Genomic DNA, 22167 nt, shown 5'->3' with positions numbered 1-22167 from the left:
GGGGATGCGCATGACGATATATAATATAAACTTTGGAATAGGATGGGCAAGTAGTGGTGTTGAATATGCACAAGCTTATCGTGCAAAATTATTGAGGCATACAAATGAGCAAACGAAATTCATATTTTTAGATTTTATACAATCTGAAAATATACAGACATTAACACATAACATCGGTTTCAAAGATCATGAAGTGATATGGTTGTATCAATTTTTTAGTGATATTCCAATTGCACCTACGACGTATACAATAGACGATATTGAACACGACCTTGGACATGAGGTTAGTCGCAGAGAACGCAAGGGCAAAATAGTACGTTTGTATTTTAATGAAAATGCATCATTTGTTACATGTTATTTGCAGAATGAACAAAAAGATATTGTTGATCGTGCTGAATTTGTTATTAATAGTATGCTGGTACGTAAAGATTTTTATAATTATACGCGAGTTTTTTCTGAGTATTATGCTCCTGCTGAAAATAAAGCGAAACTATATATGCGTCAATTTTATAATGAAGATGAATCAATTGCTTATAACGAATACATTGATGGCGACAATCACGTATATGTTTTTGAAGATGCTATTTTATATAATAAAGAAGAATTTATCGCTTACTTCTTACACCGTTTGAATTTAACACGCAAAGATATCGTTATACTCGATAGAGCCTCAAATATCGGTCAAGCAGTCATGCAACATAAAGGAGAGAGTAAGGTTGGTGTTGTAATTCATGCGGATCATTATAGTAATAATATGATAAGTGAGCAGCATATACTTTGGAATAATTATTATGAGTATCAATTTTCAAAGGCCAAGTATATCGACTTTTTTATTACAGCTACAGATATTCAAAATCACTTGTTGTGTCGTCAATTTGATCAATATGAAGGCTATCATCCTCGTGTGTATACCATTCCTGTGGGAAGTATCGATAACTTATCCTATCCTAATGTAGCAAGAAAACCATATGCGATGATTAGTGCGTCTCGTTTAGCAAGTGAAAAACATATTGATTGGCTTGTTAAAGCGGTTATTGTAGCAAAGCGAGAAGTGCCGGAATTGACATTTGATATTTATGGGGAAGGTAGTGAGAAAACACGCCTTCGTCAAATAATTAATGAACATCATGCAGAAAGTTACATTCGAATATTAGGTCATGTGAACTTAGAAAAAATTTATGCGAATTATGAACTATTTCTTTCAGCTTCAACAAGTGAAGGATTTGGCCTTACTTTAATGGAGGCAGTAGGATCTGGTCTAGGAATGATTGGATTGAATGTTAATTATGGTAACCCCACATTTATTAGAGATGGAGAAAATGGTTACTTAGTACCGTATAATTCCAATGATGACAGTGTGGATAATGTGGTATCAAAACTGGCGGATGCCATTGTAAAGTATTTTAAAAATGGTCCTAACAAGCCGCATGAAATATCTTATGATGTGGCACAGCAATTTATGACTCAAGATATTATTTTAAAATGGGAAAGATTAATTCGAGAGGTGCTACATGATTAAATTATTCGATCATTTTAATGATAATTCACGTAAACTTTATCAGTCTTTTAAAGCGAGCACATTGGAAGATGATTTAACAATTGTATTGAATGACAATGGCTTTTTACCAGATGAGATTATTACACCGTATCGATTTTTTGCGGGGACTCAAAATTTTGAAAATATGTCGCCACGATTTTTTAATCAGATAAATGTGCCTACGTTTTGGGAAATTAAAGGTAATAATAATTCAGCTGTGATTACAGATATGGGGCGTGTTAGAGGTAAAATATTTTATCAAAGCGCTGAAAATCCTAGAATTGTTAATCGTGTAGAATGGTACGATGAACAACAGCGTGTAAGATTTATTGACCATTACTCTAAGCAAGGCATTAAATTTGCCCAAACAATTTTTGATATAAACCATAAGGCTATTTTGAAGAAATATATGACAGCTAATGGTAAAGAAGTGATTTATGAAAACTTTGTTACGTCTGATGTCATATTAGACTGGCAAGGAAAGTCTTACTTTTTCCCATCAAAGCTCTCATTTGTATTATTTTTTATAAAACAGTTAAATATTTCGGGACATCATTTTGTTATTAATTCATTAGCATTACCATTTACAGTAATATATAATTTGCCGAATTATGGTCGTGATGTTTTAGTGTGGCAAGAACAGTGTCGAGGTAATATCCCAGGAAATATGCAATTGATGTGTAGAGGGGATATGAAGCGGGATTGTAACATTGTTGTTCCAGATAAAGAAGAATATGAAACAATTATGAATGTAGCAGATAATAAGGTTAAATCGCGTGTTTTTAAAGGTGGTTATTTATATAATTACCAAAGTCGTACTCGTTATGCTAAAGAAATATTAATATTAACTAATTCAGATCAACTTCGTAATATCAAGTCATTAGTTGAAACATTGCCAGAGTTTAACTTTCATATTGCTGCTATTACTGAGATGTCTCCAAAGTTAATGCATTATGATCAATATGCAAATGTTTATCTATATCCTTCAATTAACATGGCAATGGTTAATGAACTTTATCAATTATGTGATATATACCTAGATATTAATGAAAGTAATGAAATATTGAATGCAGTTCAACGCGCATTTGACCATGAGTTGTTGATTATAGGCTATCAACAAACAGCACACAATGCTAAGATAACACCAACAGAGCATTTATTCGAACATATCGGTGAAGGTGAAACAGCCAATGATCAGTTAATTAAAATGTTAGAAAAGTTGAAACATCATCAAGATTTTCACAATGCATTGATGACTCAAAAAGCGCAAGCACACGAAGTGACACTTGATCAATTTGAGAGCATTTTTAAACAAGCACTGGATAAATAGAACGAAAAGACGTTACTTAAGATTATGCCATGGAATGGGCGCATAAATAACCTGATGTAGCCCATTTTATATTGTATTTAATGCATAGGCATTTTAAATAATAGAACTAACATCACCTACACCTTAATAGCTGTATAGATATGTGTAAATTTCTTATAAATTGGTATATAATGGTATGTAATTCTTTTAAGGGAATATGTGAGAAAGGAGTAAGTTGATGGCTAAATATCGAGGAAAACCATTTCGATTTTATGTAAAGTTGTCTTGCTCAGCGATAATGGTAAGTAGCGTTATGCTAACAAATACCATGCCCTATTTTGCAGAAGCTGCAACGGAAAATGATACAGTTTCTACAAATGACAGATTAGCTAAACAAGATTTATTAGATAAACTTGAAAAAGCGAAACATCAGATTCAACAGTTAACTCAGTTGTCGGCTGAGACGAAAGAAAATTATAAAGAACAATTAAATCAGGCAAAATCTGCATCACAAATAGACGATATTTTAAAGCGTGCTAAAGATATAGAAGGTAAGTCGCAAAAAGGTGTAAGCGTTGAAACAGATAAACAAAAAGAATTAGATAAAAACTTGGATCAATTGTTAACAGATTTGAATGAATTGTCTTCAAAGGTTGATAAGGGTCAACTAAATACCGAATCAAAACATGATGTATTAAGGAATGATGCATCAACAGTCATTTCAAATAAGAATGAAAAATCTAACCATACTGATGATGAAGTTATGGTAGATCAAGCGTTGGCAGATTTGAATCATTTTAATCAGCAAATTCATAAAACGGATAACAGTGAATCAGACAAATCAAAAGACGCATCAACAACTGCAACGACTAATCATTCTGAGTTCAGTAAAGAGGCAAATAAAGGTAACACTGGTCATGGGATTTTAAATGAAGTAATATCTAGTGGAGAAAATCAAAGTAATGATAATCGGCTCACGGATAAATTGCAAGGAAGTGACAAAATAAATCATGCCATGATTGAACGTTTGGCTAAAAGTGACAACCAAACAAAGCACTATACATTTAATAAATTGAATACTTTAAAATCTTTAGATAAACGTATTGCAGATACTTCACTTTCTAAAAGTCAAAAATCCGATTTACTGAACGAAGTAGATAAGACAAAGGAACGTATTAAAAATCAGCGCAGTATAATTTTAGATCAACTTGCACATACAAAGGATAAAAAAGCTGCGACGAAAACAATTTTAGAAAATGTATTTAATAAAGATGAAGCTGACAAAATATTGAAAAATATACAATTGAAAGGTCAAACGGACCAGCAAATTGCAGATCAAATTACCCGTAATATTGATCGACTATCATTGACAACAAGTGATGACATATTAACAACCATGTTTGAACAATCTAAAGATAAGAAGGCATTGATAACTCAAATATTGCAAACTAAATTAGGTAAGACAGAAGCCGATAAGTTGGCAAAGGAATGGACAAATAAAGGATTATCTAGTCAGCAAATTGTTGAACAATTGAAAAAGCATTTTGCATCAACTGGAGACACGTCTTCTGATGATATTCTAAAAGCGATATTGAATAATGCTAAAGATAAGAAACGTGCTATTGAAACAATTTTAGCAACACGTATCGAACAACAAAAGGCAAAATTATTGGCTGATTTAATAACTAAAATGGAAACAGATCAAAATAAAATATTGAAATTGGTTAAATCAGCATTAGCGGGTAAAGCTGATGACTTATTGAATTTACAAAAACGACTTAATCAAACTAAAAAAGACTTAGATTATATTTTTTCACCAATTTTGAATCGTCCGAGTCTATTAGATCGATTGAACAAAAGTGGGAAATCATCAGACTTGGATAAATTATCAAGACTTTTGAATCAAGGGTCAAATTTATTAGATAGTATTCCAGACATACCGACACCTAAACCGGAAAAAACTTTAACGCTAGGTAAAGGGAATGGTTTATTGAGTGGTTTATTAAATGATGATGGGAATGTATCATTACCCAAAGCAGGAGAAACATTAAAACAGCATTGGGTACAGTTAGCTGTAGTTGTTGGAGGATTCGGTGTGTTAATGATTTGGATGTCACGACGTAAGAAAGTGAAAAGTAAAGCTTAATCATATTGGGGGAAACAACATGCACATAACTATTTGAGTTGTGGGTGTCTTGATTCCCTCTTAATTTATTATTAAAAATATGCAAGTTGCAAAGATTAGATTGTCCGTCATTTTAAAGTTATAATGAAATTATCGCCTTGGAATTACATAAGTAAAGGAGAATGAAGATGTCTCGAAAAACCGCGTTATTAGTTTTGGATATGCAAGAAGGTATAGCAAGCAGTGTACCTAGAATTAATAATATTATCAAAGCGAATCAACGAGCAATTGAAGCAGCCCGACAACACCGAATCCCTGTTATTTTCATACGTTTAGTATTAGATAAAAATTTTAATGACGTCTCATCAAGTAATAAAGTATTTTCAACGATTAAAGCACAAGGTTATGCAATTACTGAAACAGATGCGTCAACACGAATACTTGAAGCATTGAAACCATTAGAAGATGAACCTATTATTTCAAAAAGACGTTTCAGTGCCTTTACAGGTAGTTATCTAGAAGTCTTTTTGCGTGCAAACGACATTAATCATCTAGTATTAACAGGCGTATCTACGAGTGGCGCAGTATTAAGTACGGCATTGGAAAGTGTAGATAAAGATTACTACATTACTATTTTAGAAGATGCTGTTGGTGATAGATCAGATGACAAACATGATTTTATTATAGAGCAAATTTTAACGCGCTCATGCGATATTGAATCTGTAGAATCATGGAAAAGTAGCTTGTCATAATTACACAATATTTATTTAAAATATAATGGTAGTATGTTAGAAGTATCTAATATTTCTATGATATTTAGGATGGATACGCTATTAAGTGTGTGATTGCAAATATACATTTGAATAAAAATTTTCATAAAAATAACCCGAGAACATTTCAAAAGAATGTCTCGGGTTAAATTATTTGTGTTCAGTTTGAACGGTAGAAAATCTATTATTATAAAGATAATTATTTACCAGTAATATATGATAATTCTTCAGCAGCTTCTGCGTTAATTGTTCGGTAAGATATAATGCCTAAGCCTTTAACATTTGATTCTGAAATAACGATAGAACCATCACGATTAACTTTTTCAACAAATGCAACATGACCATATTGTTGGTCTGCACCAAATTGTCCTGCTTCGAATACTACAGCTGAATGACGTTTAGGTGTATGGCTAACGTGATAATCACGATATTCGGCGCGGTTATTCCAATTATGTGCATCTCCTAAATCACCTGAGATAGATGAACCGAATTGCTTCATACGGTTATAAACATACCATGTACATTGACCATGTGGATATGGCATGTTGTCAGACACTTCGCGGAATGGTTTGAATCCATCTGATGAACTATCATCATCATTAATAGAACGTTCATACTTATCTAAATCAGGCATACGTTCGTCGTCAAATTGAGATAATTGATAATGTTTAATAATGCTGTTTAATTTTTTAGCATAATTTGGATCTGTTGCATATGTTTTAGACAAGTGTGCTGTGGCATCTTTATATGAATCAGCTTCTGATTTCCAAGTTGGTTTATAGATATCTGCATTTCCATCAATACCTTTTTTAATAAGGTTAGAGTAATCTTTTAACGATTCTTTAGTACTTGGATATTTTCTAAATCCAGCATTAATACTATACAATTGGTTTCCATCAGCTTCTAATGTATTAAATGAAACTGAGTTACCTTCAAATGCACCTTTAATACCAAATAAGTTATGGTTTGGTGATTTAGCTAAAGCACTGCGACCTGAATCAGATTCTAAGATTGCTTGGGCAATCATCACAGATGCATAGATATCATTATCTTGACCTATACGGTGTGCGTCTTTGGCAATCGATTTTATAAATTGACGTGTGTCTTTAGAGTCAACAACATTAAATTGGCCTGTGTCACTATTATTAGATGCGCTAGGGTCCGTTTCAAATAAAGACGTTGCACGTGTATCATTTTTGTTAACGTCATTGTTAAATGATTGTGCTGGTTTAGATTTATGTTTCAATTCATCTTTCGATGGTAACTGTGGATTAGATGTTTTAGATTTTGCATCTTTATCTTTTTTTGATTGTGATGCATAATCTTTTTGAGTTTTTTTAGCATCCTCACTGTACTGATCTAAAATAGAGTCTAACGCTGAATCTGACATCGATTGATCATTTTTGGATGAAGACTTATGATTTGCGTTGTTGTCATTTGTAGGTTTGTCATTAGATTGATTTGGCTTTTGTGAATCAGCTTGCTTATTTGATGTACTTGGTTTTCCATCAGTCGTTGTTGGTGCTTTTTGGTTATCTACTTTATCTTGTTTTGAAGATTTAGAAGCAGGTTCATTTTGAGTTGACTTATCACTGTTTTTATTTGAATCATCAGATGTGTTTTTATCGTTACGAGGTTGTTCATAGTCAGAAATATCCGAGTTCAAATTGAATAAATTTTGGATTAAAGTTGTTAATGAAAAATTGTCATCATATTTGTTTTTATTAAATAGTTGATTAAAGTCCGATTGAGGCAAATTTTTATAAATAAAATCTAGGATATTATCCGAATTTGAACGACGATCGTCTAATGTTTTATTTTTTGAATCGTTAGTGTCGTGTTTGCTTGTGTTATCATTGTCTGCTTGTTTTGCTTCTGCTTTATCAGCATCAGTATTTTTACTTGTAGAATCCTTTGAAGTTTCAACATCATTAGATTTTTTTGAATCATGAGTTGTAGTTGTCTTAGCTGTAGTATCATTTTTTGGTGTGTCAGCATAAGCATTAGGGGAAACTAAAGTAGGTAATACGAGCGTAGTTGATAGCAAATATATTAAAATTTTATTTTTAGGCATATTACGCATTCTCCCTTGAAAAATATGATAATTAAGTGTGATAATAAATTATGATTTGTTATAATTTATCGTATGCTGAAAGTAGTTGATAGGTATCAATCAACAATATATCTCCCAATAAACTGATTATACTAATTCACAACGCAAAAATAAATTAATTTACAAAAAATATATAAAAAATATGAATAATTCCTATTTAGGAGTGTGACAATGAAGAACGCATTTAAATTATTTAGAATGGATCTAAAAAAAGTAGCTAAGACACCAGCAGTATGGATTATCTTAGCAGGATTAGCTATTTTGCCTTCATTTTACGCGTGGTTTAACTTATGGGCAATGTGGGATCCATATGGTAACACTGGACACATAAAGGTCGCGGTTGTTAATGAAGATAAAGGCGACACAATTAGAGGGAAGAAAATCAATGTTGGTAACACAATGGTTAAGTCCCTTAAGAAAAATAAAAGTTTTGATTGGCAGTTTGTTAGTAGAGAAAAAGCTGACCATGAAATAAAAATGGGGAAATATTTTGCAGGTATCTATATCCCATCTAAATTCACACATGAAATTACGGGAACCTTACGAAAGCAACCTCAAAAAGCAGACGTTGAATTTAAAGTGAATCAGAAGATTAATGCGGTTGCATCAAAGTTAACAGACACCGGATCGTCAGTTGTTGTTGAAAAAGCAAACGAGCAATTTAATAAAACGGTAACACGTGCATTATTAGAAGAGGCGAATAAAGCAGGATTAACTATTGAAGAAAATGTACCGACAATTAATAAAATTAAAAATGCTGTCTATTCTGCAGATAAAGCATTACCTAAAATTAATGATTTCGCGAGTAAGATCGTTTATTTAAATAATCATCAAGCTGACTTAGATAAATATGCCAATGATTTTAGAGATTTAGGAAAATATAAAGGCGACATTTTAGACGCTCAGAAAAAATTAAACGAAGTCAATGGAGCAATTCCACAGCTTAATGAAAAAGCTAAATTAATTTTAGCGTTAAATAGCTACATGCCGAAAATTGAAAAAGCATTAAACTTTGCTGCTAACGATGTACCAGCTCAATTCCCTAAAATTAATCAAGGATTGGATATTGCAAGTCAAGGTATTGATCAAGCAAATGGACAGTTGAATGATGCGAAAGGCTTTGTCACACAAGTTAGAGGTAGAGTTGGTGATTACCAAGAAGCGCTTCGACGTGCACAAGATATAAATCGCAGAAATCAACAGCAGTTACCTCAAAACAATGCAGCAAATAATGCGACATTAAATGGTGCGCCTGCAACTAATAATGAAGCAGCAACAACACCTAATACCAATAATGCATCGAGTAACAATGCTACACCAAATACGTCACCAAATGGCAATAATGCACCTGTTGCGCCTGCGCCACAAAGTACAAGCTTGAAAAAAGATGGGCAAAGTGTAGCAGATATCAAAACAACACAAGTGAGTACAGCTAGCGAGAACTCACCCAATATTAATGATAAAGACATTAAATCGATGGATGCGGCATTAACAGAGTCGCTATTATCATTATCAAATAACTTAGATACACAAGCCAAAGCAGCTCAAAAAGATACTCAATCATTGCGAAATATTGCATATGGTATTTTGGCTTCTAACAATCCAGCTGAGTTTAAAGAGACACTTGATAATGTGAAGTCTCGTTTAGAGTATACTACGCAATATAATCAACAATTTATCGATATATTAAAAGAATTAGAGAAGAATGAAAATGTTGATCTTTCAAAAGAAATTGAAAAGGTAAATAAAACCAATAATCAAGTTAATGCAGAGCTAAGATTAGTAAATCAGTTAAGTAATGCACTGAAAAATGGTAGTTCAGGTACAGCAGAAGCGACAAAAGTATTAGATAATTTATCAAAATTAGACTCATCGTTGTCGTCATTAAGAGACTATATTAAAAAAGATCTTAATAATTCTTTAGTTTCATTATCAAAACGTATCATGGACGAATTGAATAAAGGACAAACTGCTTTATCAAATGTACAAGCTAAATTAAATACAATTGATCAAGTCATTACTAGTGGTCAGTCTATTTTAAAAAGCGGTAAAAAGCGTGTTGATCAGTTACAATCGGTATTGCCGAGTATTGAACAACAATATACCAATGCGATTAAAGCAGCACAAGCGAATTTCCCAACTGTGAAAAGTGATGTAGCAAAAGCAGCTAATTTTGTACGTAATGATTTACCACAGTTGGAACAACGATTAACAAACGCAACTGCAAGTGTAAATAAGAATTTGCCAACATTATTGAATGGCTATGACCAAGCTGTGGGATTATTAAATAAAAATCAACCTCAAGCAAAAAAAGCATTATCAGACTTAGCCGATTTTTCACAAAATAAATTACCTGATGTTGAAAAAGATTTGAAAAAAGCGAATAAAATTTTCAAAAAATTAGACAAAGAAGATGCGGTTGATAAGTTAATTGACACACTTAAAAATGATTTGAAAAAGCAAGCGGGTATTATTGCGAACCCTATTAATAAGAAAACTGTTGATGTTTTCCCTGTTAAAGACTATGGTTCAGGTATGACGCCGTTTTACACTGCCTTGTCAGTATGGGTTGGTGCACTCTTAATGGTAAGTTTATTAACGGTTGATAATAAACATAAAAGTTTAGAGCCAGTCTTAACAACACGCCAAATATTTTTAGGTAAAGCAGGCTTCTTCATCATGCTTGGTATGATTCAAGCACTAATTGTTTCAGTTGGAGATTTATTTATTCTAAAAGCAGGGGTTGAATCACCTGTATTGTTCGTGCTTATAACGATTTTCTGTTCGATTATTTTCAACTCAATCGTATATACGTGCGTATCATTATTAGGTAACCCAGGTAAGGCTATTGCAATCGTATTACTCGTATTACAAATTGCAGGTGGTGGTGGAACATTCCCAATTCAAACAACACCACAATTTTTCCAAAATATTTCACCATATCTACCATTTACGTATGCCATTGATTCTTTACGTGAGACGGTAGGGGGGATTGTTCCGGAAATATTAATTACAAAATTAATTATTTTAACGTTATTTGGTATAGGTTTCTTCGTTGTAGGTTTAATTTTAAAACCTGTAACAGATCCAATGATGAAACGCGTATCAGAAAAAGTCGATCAAAGTAACGTAACAGAATAAAATATAAAATCCACACGTTAGGGTTATTTCACCTTAATGTGTGGATTTTTTTATAAAACAAAATAGACAATGTTTGACTCTTCGTAAACATAGTAAATCTAATAATAACAACTTTAGCTTGGATGGCTAATAATGGCACTCATTTCACCGTTCAAGTGAACATTTGTATCTTCAGTCGTTAAAATAAAGCTGGTACCTTTTTGAATATCAAAATGAGATTCGTCAATAGTTAATGTTCCAGTGCCTTCAATAATTGTAACTAAACAATACGGATATGGTTTAGTGAAGTTTAATAGACCATGAATATTCCATTTATAAACTGCAAAAAAGTTGTTATCTACAAAACGTGTTACGCTATGTGTCTCAAATTTAGTTGTTATCGGTGTAGTATTTGGATTATGATTGTCTAATTGAATGACATTTTTACTTTGTTCCAAATGTAAATCACGTAACTGGCCATTTTGATCACGTCGGTCATAGTCGTAAATGCGATACGTTGTATCAGATGACTGTTGTGTTTCTAATATTAAAATACCTGATCCGATAGCATGAACAGTACCTGCAGGAACATAATAAAAGTCACCGGGTTTGACAGGAATTCGTTTGAAAAGACGATCAAATTCATGGTTATCAATCATCTCAATCAGCTCATCTTTAGTTTGTGCATGAACACCGTATATAATCTCAGCGTCAGGAACTGCATCTAAAATGTACCAACATTCTGTTTTACCGAGTTCACCTTCATGTTTTAAAGCATAATCATCATCTGGATGAACTTGTACCGATAATTTATCATTAGCATCTAACACTTTAGTTAATAATGGAAAGCTTTCTCGTGAATCATTGTTGAACAACTCACGATGTTGCATCCAAAGTTGATCAAGCGTCATACCTTGATAAGGACCATTCATTATTGTGTTAGGCCCATTTGGATGAGCAGAGATTGCCCAGCATTCACCAGTAGTATTATTAGGAATATCATAGTTAAAAGATTTTAACGCATGACCACCCCAAATTCTGTCTTTAAAAACGGGTTGTAAAAATAAAGCCATAGCTATAACTCCTCTATATTTTCATTAATAAATTATATATTTCAGTAGTGCTGTTTGCTTCAATGAGTGATTGGCGTGTCGCATCATTCATCAGCGCTCTAGATAATCGTTGAAGAATTTTTAGATGTGTATCTTGACTGTTATTTGGCACTGCTATTAAAAATATTAACTCTGGTAGACTGCCATCTAGACTTTCCCATTGAACACCATGATTATTTTTCATTACAGCTACAATAGGTTGTTTGACAACATCAGATTTTGCATGAGGAATTGCTACATTCATGCCAATAGCTGTCGTGGATTCCATTTCACGTTCTAAAACCGCATTTTTTAAATGTGAAGTATGCTCAACATAACGACACACTTTAAGTTGATGGATTAACATATCGATTGCGTCGTCTCTAGACATTTCTTGGTCAGTCATAACGATTGTATGCTGATCAAATAGATGTGCTGTGGCATCATGATGTAAATGAGATGTCGTGTTTTCAGAAGAACCTTGATGATTTTCATTTGAAAGTACATCAGTATCATGCAGTTGTGTATGCTGTGCCGGTTCATCAACTGCTAAAACAGGGGTATTACGTTTTAATAATAACACAGTAAACATTGTAACAAGACTACCTATGATAACTGCTAAGACAAACCACAGTATATGATCAATGCCACCTAATACAGCAACGATTGGACCACCATGTGCAACTCTATCTCCTACGCCGCCAAGTGCAGCAATAACTGATGCAATCATAGCGCCAATCATATTGGCAGGTATAATACGCAGTGGGTCTTGCGCCGCAAAAGGAATGGCTCCTTCAGTAATACCAAAAAGCCCCATTGTGAAAGATGCTTTACCCATTTCTCTTTCAGAATGATTAAATTTATATTTTTGCACGAATGTTGCTAATCCAAGACCGATAGGAGGTGTACAAACAGAAACCGCAACCATACCCATAACGGCATAATTACCTTCTGCAATGAGTGCTGAGCCAAATAAGAATGCCACCTTATTCACCGGTCCACCCATATCAAAAGCAATCATCGCACCTATTATTAAGGCAAGTATAATAATATTAGCGCCTTGCATACCTTTTAACCAAGTTGTTAGTGCTTCGAAAATATTCGAAATTGGGGCGCCAATTAAAAAGATAAAAATTAATCCTACGATGACAGAAGAAATAATTGGAATTATGATAATGGGCATAATCGGTGCCATCGCTTTTGGGACCTTAATATTTTTGATCCATTTTGCAATATACCCTGCTAAGAAACCAGCCACAATACCACCTAAAAAACCAGCACCTGCATCACTGCCATAAAAGCTACCATCTGCAGCAATAGCGCCACCGATCATACCAGGTACAAGACCAGGTTTATCAGCAATACTTACAGCGATATATCCAGCTAGTATTGGTACCATAAATTTAAATGCTAAACTACCGATATTTTCAATAGATTTCCAAAATGAATCATCAGGAATAACTAACCCTTTTGAAGTTGTTTGACCGCCAAGTGTAAGTGCGATGGCTATTAAGAGACCACCTACAACGATAAACGGAACCATAAATGAGACGCCGTTCATTAAATGCTGGTAGAACATTTGCATACCGTTTTTAGACTTACCACTGTAGGTTGGTCTACCATTATCATCATTGGTATCTGATTGATAAATAGTGGCATCTTGATTAATGATACGTTGAATCAATTTTTGAGGATTATGAATTCCTTCGCGAACATTTTCATTAATTAAACGTTTACCAACAAATCTAGATAAGTCAACTTGTTTATCAGCCGCAATAATGACACCGTCTGCTTCTTCAATATCTTTAGTGGTTAAAATATTTTCAGCACCAACACCACCTTGTGTTTCGACTTTAATATCCACGCCCAATTCTTTAGCAGCTTGCTCAAGTTTTTCTTGAGCCATATATGTATGTGCAATGCCATTTGGACATGAGGTAATAGCTACAATTTTCATAAAATCATCTCCTTGTTTTTATTGTAAGCACATTCTTTTCATTTAAAAAAAGAATAATTGCCGTTACTAGTGGCAACTATTCTTGCATGTATTGTAATAGTTGCTGCTTTAACTTGAAATCATCTAAACTACATAAATGGTTAACAATATCTTCATCAAAGCTAGCAATTAATTGCATCATTTGTTTGGTAAAGTCATTATCTTTTGGTGAAATAGCTAAGAAAAAGATAAGTTTAACGTCGTGTTGTCGCCAAGGGAAGACATCTTTTGTACGAAAAATAAGGACATGTGATTGTAATACTTTTTCAGGGTCTCCATGAGGTATTGCCATATAATTACCAATATAAGTCGATGATGATTTTTCACGTTCTAAGGCGGTCTCGATATAACCATCTGTAATGGCATGGTGTGCTTGTAATATTTTGTGCGCTTCCTCGAAAATCTGTACTGTATGTTGCAACGATTGAGTCGTATTCACTACAAGGAAATTGACAGCAGACATATGATGTTGTGATTGAATCGGATTTTGTTTTTGCTTAACCAAATGCATAATTTTGTGATGATCATCTTCAGAAAATAATGGAGACACCTTAATAGTTATAATATGTGTTGGAAGCATATTTAATATATGTCTCGGTATATCATGAGTTGTAATTAACAAGTCTACATTTTCAAAATGATGATTTGATATGTTTTCTAATCTAATCGTATTAATTACAGTTAGTTCATCTGTTAATTTATTAATTTTAGTTTCTAAAAAATTCGATACGCCTAAACCATAGTAACAAACAATTACAGCATTCAATTGGGCTTTAGTGCGACGTTCAATGGCCGCTTGAAAATGGATTGTTAAAAAGGCAATTTCGTCTTCATTCATTTCAATATCGGTGTTACTGTTTAATTTATTTATTGCTTCAAAAAGCGTATTGAATACATATGGATAAAGCTTCTTAATTTCAGTAACTAAAGGATTATTTAAATAAATGTTTTGTGTAATGCGTAAGTATGCTTTGCTAAAGTGGTCGTATAAATTTTGTTGTAATATCGTATCATCGCTAAAGGGTACATGAATCCTTTTTTGCATAAGCTCGATTAAACGATCGATATAACTTTGTATAAAAATACGTTCGATACCTAAATCAAGTTTATTAAAATGGTAACCAATAAAGAAGGAAAACATATTTGTTATTTGCGAACTTAAGTTATAACCTAATCGATTATTGATTTGTTTAATACAAGATTGCGCGATTAATGTTGATTCATGATTTAGACTGTCTATTTCATTTAATTGTTGTTGACGCTTAATAATTAAAATGAGATGAATCAACAGTTGTCTTATCTGAATTTCTGAGGTTTCAATGCCAAATTGTTCAAGTGTTTCTTGTATGATATGTGCAATCATACGTTGATGGGCTTCAGGTAATTCACCTAAAATTAAATCTTCAACGTGTCCATGCCCAGTTGATAATTGATTTAAATGGATAATGGCATTTGTTATATCGTTGTTGCTTCCATTGACAATAATACCTTGTTTTTTCTTAATGGCTAAATCTATATTAAATTTTTGACACCATTGCTGTATTCTTACGAAATAGTCATTAAGTACAGTTTTAGACAGAAGGTAGTCTTGTTCAAGTTGCTGTATCGTATGTGTTCTATTGTGCATAAGTAATTGATACGCCATAGACAGCATAATTTTTTCTTTATAAGATTGAATGTGGTTGTAGCGTTCATTAATGGCGTCTAAAGTATAATGGGTTGTGTTTAGTAAATAACCTTTAGATTTAACACTTATGATGATATTATCCATGAAATTACTGTTGATTACATGGATGTCATTTCGAACTGTTCTATTTGAGACATTAATAAACTCAGAAATTTCATCAGAGCTCAAAGTTTTCATCGAATTTTTAATGAAAAGATGAATTATTTGCATTTGTCTATCTAACATTTTTCTCGTGGCACCTCTTTTCTAGAATGAATTATGTAAGCGCTTATAAAAAGGCATTAATTTTATTAAACATGAGACAACACATGTCCGTCAATGACATTAATCTGAACTTTTTAAATAATATTTTAGAAGGAATGAAAGGTTGCGGGTTTGGATTTATATTAAAAAATCAATGCGTTTTTCATATCATTGAAATATTAGAAGTCATACTCAAAAACCTATTTAATTAGACGCATAAATTTAAAATGTGCATTTTGGCATAAATAAAACTCCCTTCAAAGATTTTATTTTTACAATAACTACTTTGAAAAGAGCATTTCAGTTCAAAAAGTTCTAAGAACTACAATGTTATATTGGAAGAAATTGCGGGGCCCCGACATAAAGAAATACTTTTTCTATAGAAATTAGTATTTCTTATGCATGAGTTTTACTCATGTATTCCTATTTTTAAGTACACATTAGCTGTGGCTAATGTGTAAGAACCACTACATAATAAATCATTAGTGGCTCTTTATCATTTCTCCCTTTATCATTTCCATCCCACTGCCTTGAAGAATTGTTATGCAAGTATTTAATTTTTGGAAGACTGCGTTTGAGGTGCTTGTTTGTTAGATTGATTGGTATTGTTTGACTCATTAGGTGTACTTTGTTGTTTGTTATTTTGCCCATTCGTTGTTGATTGATTACTACCACTGTGTGAGTCATTGCTATTTGATGATGACTTGTTAGGTTGGACAGGTGCAATATTTGATGGTACTGTTGCTTGATTATTTTGTCCATTTGATTGTGGAGACTGTTGATTACCAGTATTGCTATTACTATCATTTTGATTTGTGTTTGATTTTTCTGTATTTGCATTATTTTGATCTGTTGATTCAGAGTCTTTCTTTTGATGTGTTGTTTTATTATCTTGCGCGTCATTTTTATGAGATGAAGTAGAATGATTTACTGCTGTATAAATGGCGAATCCTAATGCTGCAATTAATATGATAATTACGATTGATATAAGAAACTTTTTCAAATATAACGCCTCCGTTTTAATGTAAATTGTTAATTCAAGAAATTTAAAAAACATGTTAATGATAATTTGTTATCGTTGTACACTTTAAAGTTACAATGCAAACGACATTAATATTTTTGGCAATTTTGATATGCTTCAAATAAGTATAACAAAACTGTTATGTATTTATAAATATAATTAATAGTATTTTATTTAACAAGCAAGTTATAATTAAGGTAAGAGAAATGAAAAATTTTCATGGAAAAGAGAGATAATATGAATAAAACAACTAAAATTTGTCTTGCAACAACATTAGCTTTTAGTACATTGATTGGAGCAACTGTCGTAGGAAATGAAACAGTAGTAAATCATGAGGCACAGGCAGCAACAACACCATACTATACGTATAATGGTTATATTGGACATAATGCGAATTTTATTATGGATAAACATTTTATTAATGCAATTAAACATGATAACGTGAAGTTTAATGGTATTAAATTAGCTAAGACTAATGCGACAAAGAAAATAGAGAAATATGATCAAACTTTTAAAGAGGTCTCAGCAAATGGTAATGAAGCAGGACAGTTACAATTCATCGTCAAAAATGATGTATCTTTAAAAGATATTCAAAAAGCTTATGGTAAATCATTGCAAAAAGAAAATAATAACAAACAAGATTCTAATAGTGGTATTTTTTACTACCAACCAAATAAAAAGTCATTAGGCATATGGTTTGTCGTTGATCACAACAGAGTGGTGGAAGTAACAGTTGGACATACACCTTATAAAACAAGTAAATAATATATAAATCTATCATAAAGATTGGGATGTTACCTCAGCAGTACATTCTAGTCTTTTTAATTTGAAGAGAAAGCGTGAGAAATATTGTATCGTGTTTAATCGCTTAATATAAGAAAAAATGTTTATCCGATACAATATATTTAAAGTGGTTACATAAGTTATTGTGAACACTTATTAAGTATGCGTTGCACCATTTTGTAATTGTTAATAATTTCACAAAAATAAAGTCTTAATAAATTTTAAAATATAATTAAGTATAACTTTTAAAAATTAATTTAATTAGAGAAAACAGTTTTAAAAAAGAAAAGAATCAATAAATAAAATCACCAAACAAAAAGTGTAGAAATAAATTGAAATAATTGTTTACTTTTCTGAAAAATTAAATTAATATTTTATTTATAAGCTGTTTTTAAAAAATCAGGAGGAATGAAATGTGAGGAAATTTTCAAGATATGCATTTACAAGTATGGCAGCAGTAACGTTATTGAGCACTTTAGTACCTACAGCAGTTGCAGCAGACAAGGATAACAAACCGGCTAATTCTGATATTAATTTTGAAGTGACACAAAAAAGTGACGCGGTTAAAGCTTTAAAAGAATTACCTAAATCTGAAAATGTAAAAAATCATTATCAAGATTACTCTGTTACTGATGTAAAAAAAGATAATAAAGGTTTCACGCATTACACATTACAACCTAGTGTTGACGGGGTTCATGCACCTGACAAAGAAGTTAAAGTACATGCAGATAAATCAGGAAAAGTTGTTTTAATCAATGGTGATACAGATGCGAAAAAAGTAAAACCAACAAATAAAGTAACAATAACTAAAGATGAAGCTGTTGATAAAGCATTCAAAGCAGTCAAAATTGATAAAAATAAGGCTAAAAACCTTAAAGATGACGTTATCAAAGAAAATAAAGTTGAAATTGATGGCGACAGTAATAAATATATTTACAATCTTGAATTGATTACAGTTAGTCCGGAAATTTCACACTGGAAAGTTAAGATTGATGCTCAAACAGGTGAAGTTGTTGAAAAAACAAATTTAGTTAAAGAAGCAGCAGCTACTGGTAAAGGTAAAGGTGTACTTGGAGACACTAAAGATATCAATATTAATAGCATTGAAGGTGGATTTAGCTTAGAAGATTTAACGCATCAAGGTAAATTATCTGCATACAGTTTTAATGATCAAACTGGTCAAGCGACATTAATTACAAATGAAGATGAAAACTTTGTAAAAGATGATCAACGTGCCGGTGTAGATGCAAACTATTATGCTAAACAAACATATGATTATTATAAAAATACATTTGGTCGTGAATCATATGATAACCACGGTAGTCCAATTGTTTCACTAACACATGTTAATAATTATGGTGGTCAAGATAATAGAAATAACGCAGCATGGATTGGCGATAAAATGATTTATGGTGATGGCGATGGCCGTACTTTCACAAATTTATCAGGCGCAAATGATGTAGTTGCACATGAGTTAACGCATGGTGTTACACAAGAGACTGCGAACTTAGAATACAAAGATCAATCAGGAGCGTTAAACGAAAGTTTTTCAGATGTCTTTGGATACTTTGTAGATGATGAAGATTTCTTAATGGGTGAAGATGTTTATACACCAGGAAAAGATGGAGATGCATTACGTAGCATGTCAGATCCTGAACAATTTGGACAACCATCTCATATGAAAGATTATGTATACACTGAAAAAGATAATGGCGGTGTACACACTAACTCTGGAATTCCAAATAAAGCAGCTTATAACGTAATTCAATCAATAGGGAAATCAAAATCAGAACAAATTTATTATCGCGCTTTAACTGAATACTTAACAAGTAATTCAAACTTCAAAGATTGTAAAGATGCTCTATATCAAGCAGCTAAAGATTTATATGACGAGCAAACAGCTGAAAAAGTATATGAAGCATGGAATGAAGTAGGCGTCGAGTAAAAGTATAGAAACAAGAAGAAGTAATGTTAAACACTTATAAATAATTTAATTTTAAAATACAGCTTATATAAGAGGATGGTATTAACAAAAAAGCAATTTCTTTGTTGATACACATCCTCTTTTGTATTTATAGGGTAAGTGTGAGGTTTGTCTGCTGTAAGACATCCTGACAGTCTAATAATATCAATAATCAAGCAATTTCAATAAAGAACATGTTATCTAAAATACAAATGCTGTTTTAAAAGTTGTCACAAAAATTTACATACATTTTTATTATCTTTTGCAAAATAAAGTGTTAAATTATAAATGAAACATACATAAATTTATTTAATAATACAAGAAACTTAACTACAAAAGGAGTTTACAAAATGAAGAAAAGTAAACGATTAGAATTAGTTTCTACAATAGTTAAAAAGCATAACATTTATAAAAAAGAACAAATTATATCATATATTGAAGCGTATTTTGGTGTGAGATACAGCGCTACAACAATTGCTAAAGACTTAAAGGAACTAAATATATATCGCATACCGATTGATTGTGAAACGTGGGTTTATAAAGCAATTAATAATCAAACCGAGCGTGAGATGAAAGAAAAGTTTAAACACTATTGTGAACATGAGGTTCTAAGCTCAATCATCAATGGTTCATACATTATTGTCAAAACATCCCCAGGTTTTGCACAAGGCATTAACTATTTTATCGATCAATTAAATATTGAAGAGATATTAGGGACAGTTAGTGGGAATGATACAACATTGATATTAACGTCATCAAATGAGATGGCCAAGTATGTATATGCAAAGTTATTTGGATAAACATTTTCAATTAAAACAAAATATATTCACATCATATTGTGCGTACACAAGTTGATTACTAAATTTTAACTTGTGTACGCATGTTTTTTATAAAGAGAAAAAATTCATAGACATTCATTTGACTGTATAAAAAACTTTATATAACATACTTTTTAGGCTTGTTTTGAATAAAAAATGCATATTTAACGCTAAAATAACTTTATTTATGCATAAAAATCCATTATTATGTATTGTATAACAAAAAGACATGGAATTTTCGACTTTCTTTATGTGAATATAATCACATGAAAGCGTTTGAAAATTGTCTATACTCTAGTTGAATTCAAAGTCAAAAGGAGGAAATAGACATGACAAATGGACCAATTAAAGTGAATAGCGAAATTGGAACTTTAAAGACTGTGTTGCTTAAGCGTCCTGGCAAAGAATTAGAAAATCTTGTACCTGATTATTTAGATGGATTATTATTCGATGATATTCCTTATTTAGAGGTTGCTCAAAAAGAGCATGATCATTTTGCACAGGTACTTAGAGATGAGGGCGTAGAAGTACTTTATCTTGAAAAGTTAGCTGCTGAAAGTATTGAAGATGCTCAAGTTAGAAGTCAGTTTATTGAGGATGTTTTAGCAGAGTCTAAAAAAACAATTTTAGGTCACGAAGAAGAAATTAAAGCATTGTTTGCGACACTCTCAAATCAAGAACTCGTAGATAAAATTATGTCTGGTGTTCGTAAAGAAGAAATAGATCCTAAGTGTACACATCTTGTTGAATATATGGATGATAAATATCCATTTTATTTAGATCCAATGCCGAATCTATATTTTACACGAGATCCACAAGCGTCAATAGGACATGGTATTACAATCAACCGGATGTTTTGGAGAGCACGACGACGAGAATCTATTTTTATTCAATATATTGTGAAACACCATCCTAGATTTAAAGATGCAAACATCCCGGTTTGGTTAGATAGAGATTGCCCATTCAACATTGAAGGTGGCGATGAGCTTGTGTTATCTAAAGATGTTTTAGCAATTGGTGTCTCAGAACGTACATCTGCACAAGCAATTGAAAAGTTAGCGCGTCGTATTTTCAAAAATCCAGAGGCGTCCTTTAAAAAAGTAGTAGCAATTGAAATTCCGACAAGTCGAACATTTATGCATTTAGATACAGTATTCACGATGATAGATTATGACAAATTTACAATGCACTCAGCCATTTTAAAGGCAGAAGGCAATATGAATATATTTATTATTGAATATGATGAAGATAATCAAGACATTATTATCAAACAATCTAGCCACTTAAAAGATACATTAGAAGAAGTTTTAGGCATAAATAATATTCAATTTATTCCAACTGGAAATGGTGATGTCATTGATGGCGCAAGAGAACAGTGGAATGACGGATCAAACACTTTATGTATTAGACCAGGCGTTGTAGTGACTTATGATAGAAATTATGTATCAAATGATTTATTAAGACAAAAAGGTATAAAAGTTATTGAAATATCTGGTAGTGAATTGGTACGTGGACGAGGTGGCCCAAGATGTATGAGTCAACCACTATACCGAGAAGATATTTAACATAGTAAATGATAGAAGTGAGGGTG

General features: G+C 32.2%; 14 protein-coding genes. 9 read left to right on the top strand and 5 right to left on the bottom strand.

Annotated features, from left to right (window positions below; all coding sequences use genetic code 11):
• Positions 1-10: 10 nt before the first annotated feature.
• From gtfA to SAMSHR1132_RS13090, 4 genes are all read left to right on the top strand, one after another.
• Positions 11-1519: an accessory Sec system glycosyltransferase GtfA gene (gtfA, locus tag SAMSHR1132_RS13105; RefSeq protein ID WP_000158402.1), complete on the top strand. Its 1509-nt coding sequence runs from the start codon at positions 11-13 to the stop codon at positions 1517-1519.
• On the top strand, positions 1512-2867 hold the full coding sequence (gene gtfB, locus SAMSHR1132_RS13100; protein WP_000593142.1) for an accessory Sec system glycosylation chaperone GtfB: 1356 nt from the start codon (positions 1512-1514) through the stop codon (positions 2865-2867). Before gtfA ends, gtfB begins: the two co-directional genes overlap by 8 nt.
• A gap of 217 nt (positions 2868-3084) precedes the next feature.
• Positions 3085-4992, top strand: coding sequence for a GA module-containing protein (locus SAMSHR1132_RS13095; RefSeq protein ID WP_001151914.1), 1908 nt, complete (start codon positions 3085-3087; stop codon positions 4990-4992).
• A 167-nt stretch (positions 4993-5159) separates the two neighbouring features.
• Entirely contained in the window at positions 5160-5723 is a 564-nt protein-coding gene (locus SAMSHR1132_RS13090) for an isochorismatase family cysteine hydrolase (RefSeq protein ID WP_000088196.1), read from the top strand.
• Positions 5724-5940: 217 nt separating this feature from the next.
• On the opposite strand, the gene SAMSHR1132_RS13085 is transcribed toward SAMSHR1132_RS13090, so the two are convergent.
• Complete coding sequence (locus SAMSHR1132_RS13085; RefSeq protein WP_001125607.1) at positions 5941-7815, bottom strand: amidase domain-containing protein; 1875 nt, start codon at positions 7813-7815, stop codon at positions 5941-5943.
• Positions 7816-8025: 210 nt separating this feature from the next.
• Between SAMSHR1132_RS13085 and SAMSHR1132_RS13080 the strand changes: the two genes are divergently transcribed.
• On the top strand, positions 8026-10995 hold the full coding sequence (locus tag SAMSHR1132_RS13080; RefSeq protein WP_000786123.1) for a YhgE/Pip domain-containing protein: 2970 nt from the start codon (positions 8026-8028) through the stop codon (positions 10993-10995).
• Positions 10996-11108: 113 nt separating this feature from the next.
• Here the strand turns inward: SAMSHR1132_RS13080 and manA are convergent, their stop codons facing one another.
• The 4 genes from manA to SAMSHR1132_RS13060 all read right to left on the bottom strand — a co-directional run bounded on the left by manA (position 11109) and on the right by SAMSHR1132_RS13060 (position 16994).
• Positions 11109-12047: a mannose-6-phosphate isomerase, class I gene (gene manA, locus SAMSHR1132_RS13075; protein ID WP_001173208.1), complete on the bottom strand. Its 939-nt coding sequence runs from the start codon at positions 12045-12047 to the stop codon at positions 11109-11111.
• A gap of 13 nt (positions 12048-12060) precedes the next feature.
• Positions 12061-14022: a fructose-specific PTS transporter subunit EIIC gene (locus SAMSHR1132_RS13070; RefSeq protein WP_000706097.1), complete on the bottom strand. Its 1962-nt coding sequence runs from the start codon at positions 14020-14022 to the stop codon at positions 12061-12063.
• Between the two features lie 76 nt (positions 14023-14098).
• Positions 14099-15973 carry a BglG family transcription antiterminator gene (locus SAMSHR1132_RS13065; RefSeq protein WP_000887074.1) on the bottom strand — a complete coding sequence of 625 codons (1875 nt, stop codon included), beginning with the start codon at positions 15971-15973 and terminating at the stop codon, positions 14099-14101.
• Positions 15974-16544: 571 nt separating this feature from the next.
• On the bottom strand, positions 16545-16994 hold the full coding sequence (locus SAMSHR1132_RS13060) for a hypothetical protein (protein WP_000713986.1): 450 nt from the start codon (positions 16992-16994) through the stop codon (positions 16545-16547).
• Between the two features lie 255 nt (positions 16995-17249).
• Here SAMSHR1132_RS13060 and isaB point away from each other — a divergent pair, with 255 nt between their 5' ends.
• From isaB to arcA, 4 genes are all read left to right on the top strand, one after another.
• Positions 17250-17777, top strand: coding sequence for an immunodominant staphylococcal antigen IsaB family protein (isaB, locus tag SAMSHR1132_RS13055; protein WP_001044641.1), 528 nt, complete (start codon positions 17250-17252; stop codon positions 17775-17777).
• 433 nt (positions 17778-18210) lie between these two features.
• Positions 18211-19740, top strand: coding sequence for a zinc metalloproteinase aureolysin (aur, locus tag SAMSHR1132_RS13050; RefSeq protein ID WP_001225033.1), 1530 nt, complete (start codon positions 18211-18213; stop codon positions 19738-19740).
• A 368-nt stretch (positions 19741-20108) separates the two neighbouring features.
• Complete coding sequence (locus SAMSHR1132_RS13045) at positions 20109-20558, top strand: arginine repressor (protein WP_000748765.1); 450 nt, start codon at positions 20109-20111, stop codon at positions 20556-20558.
• Positions 20559-20905: 347 nt separating this feature from the next.
• Entirely contained in the window at positions 20906-22141 is a 1236-nt protein-coding gene (gene arcA, locus SAMSHR1132_RS13035; protein ID WP_000181297.1) for an arginine deiminase, read from the top strand.
• Positions 22142-22167 lie beyond the last annotated feature (26 nt).

It is taken from the genome of Staphylococcus argenteus (assembly GCF_000236925.1).
GTDB classification, from domain to species: domain Bacteria; phylum Bacillota; class Bacilli; order Staphylococcales; family Staphylococcaceae; genus Staphylococcus; species Staphylococcus argenteus.
This window is presented reverse-complemented; position numbering and strand designations above follow the sequence as displayed.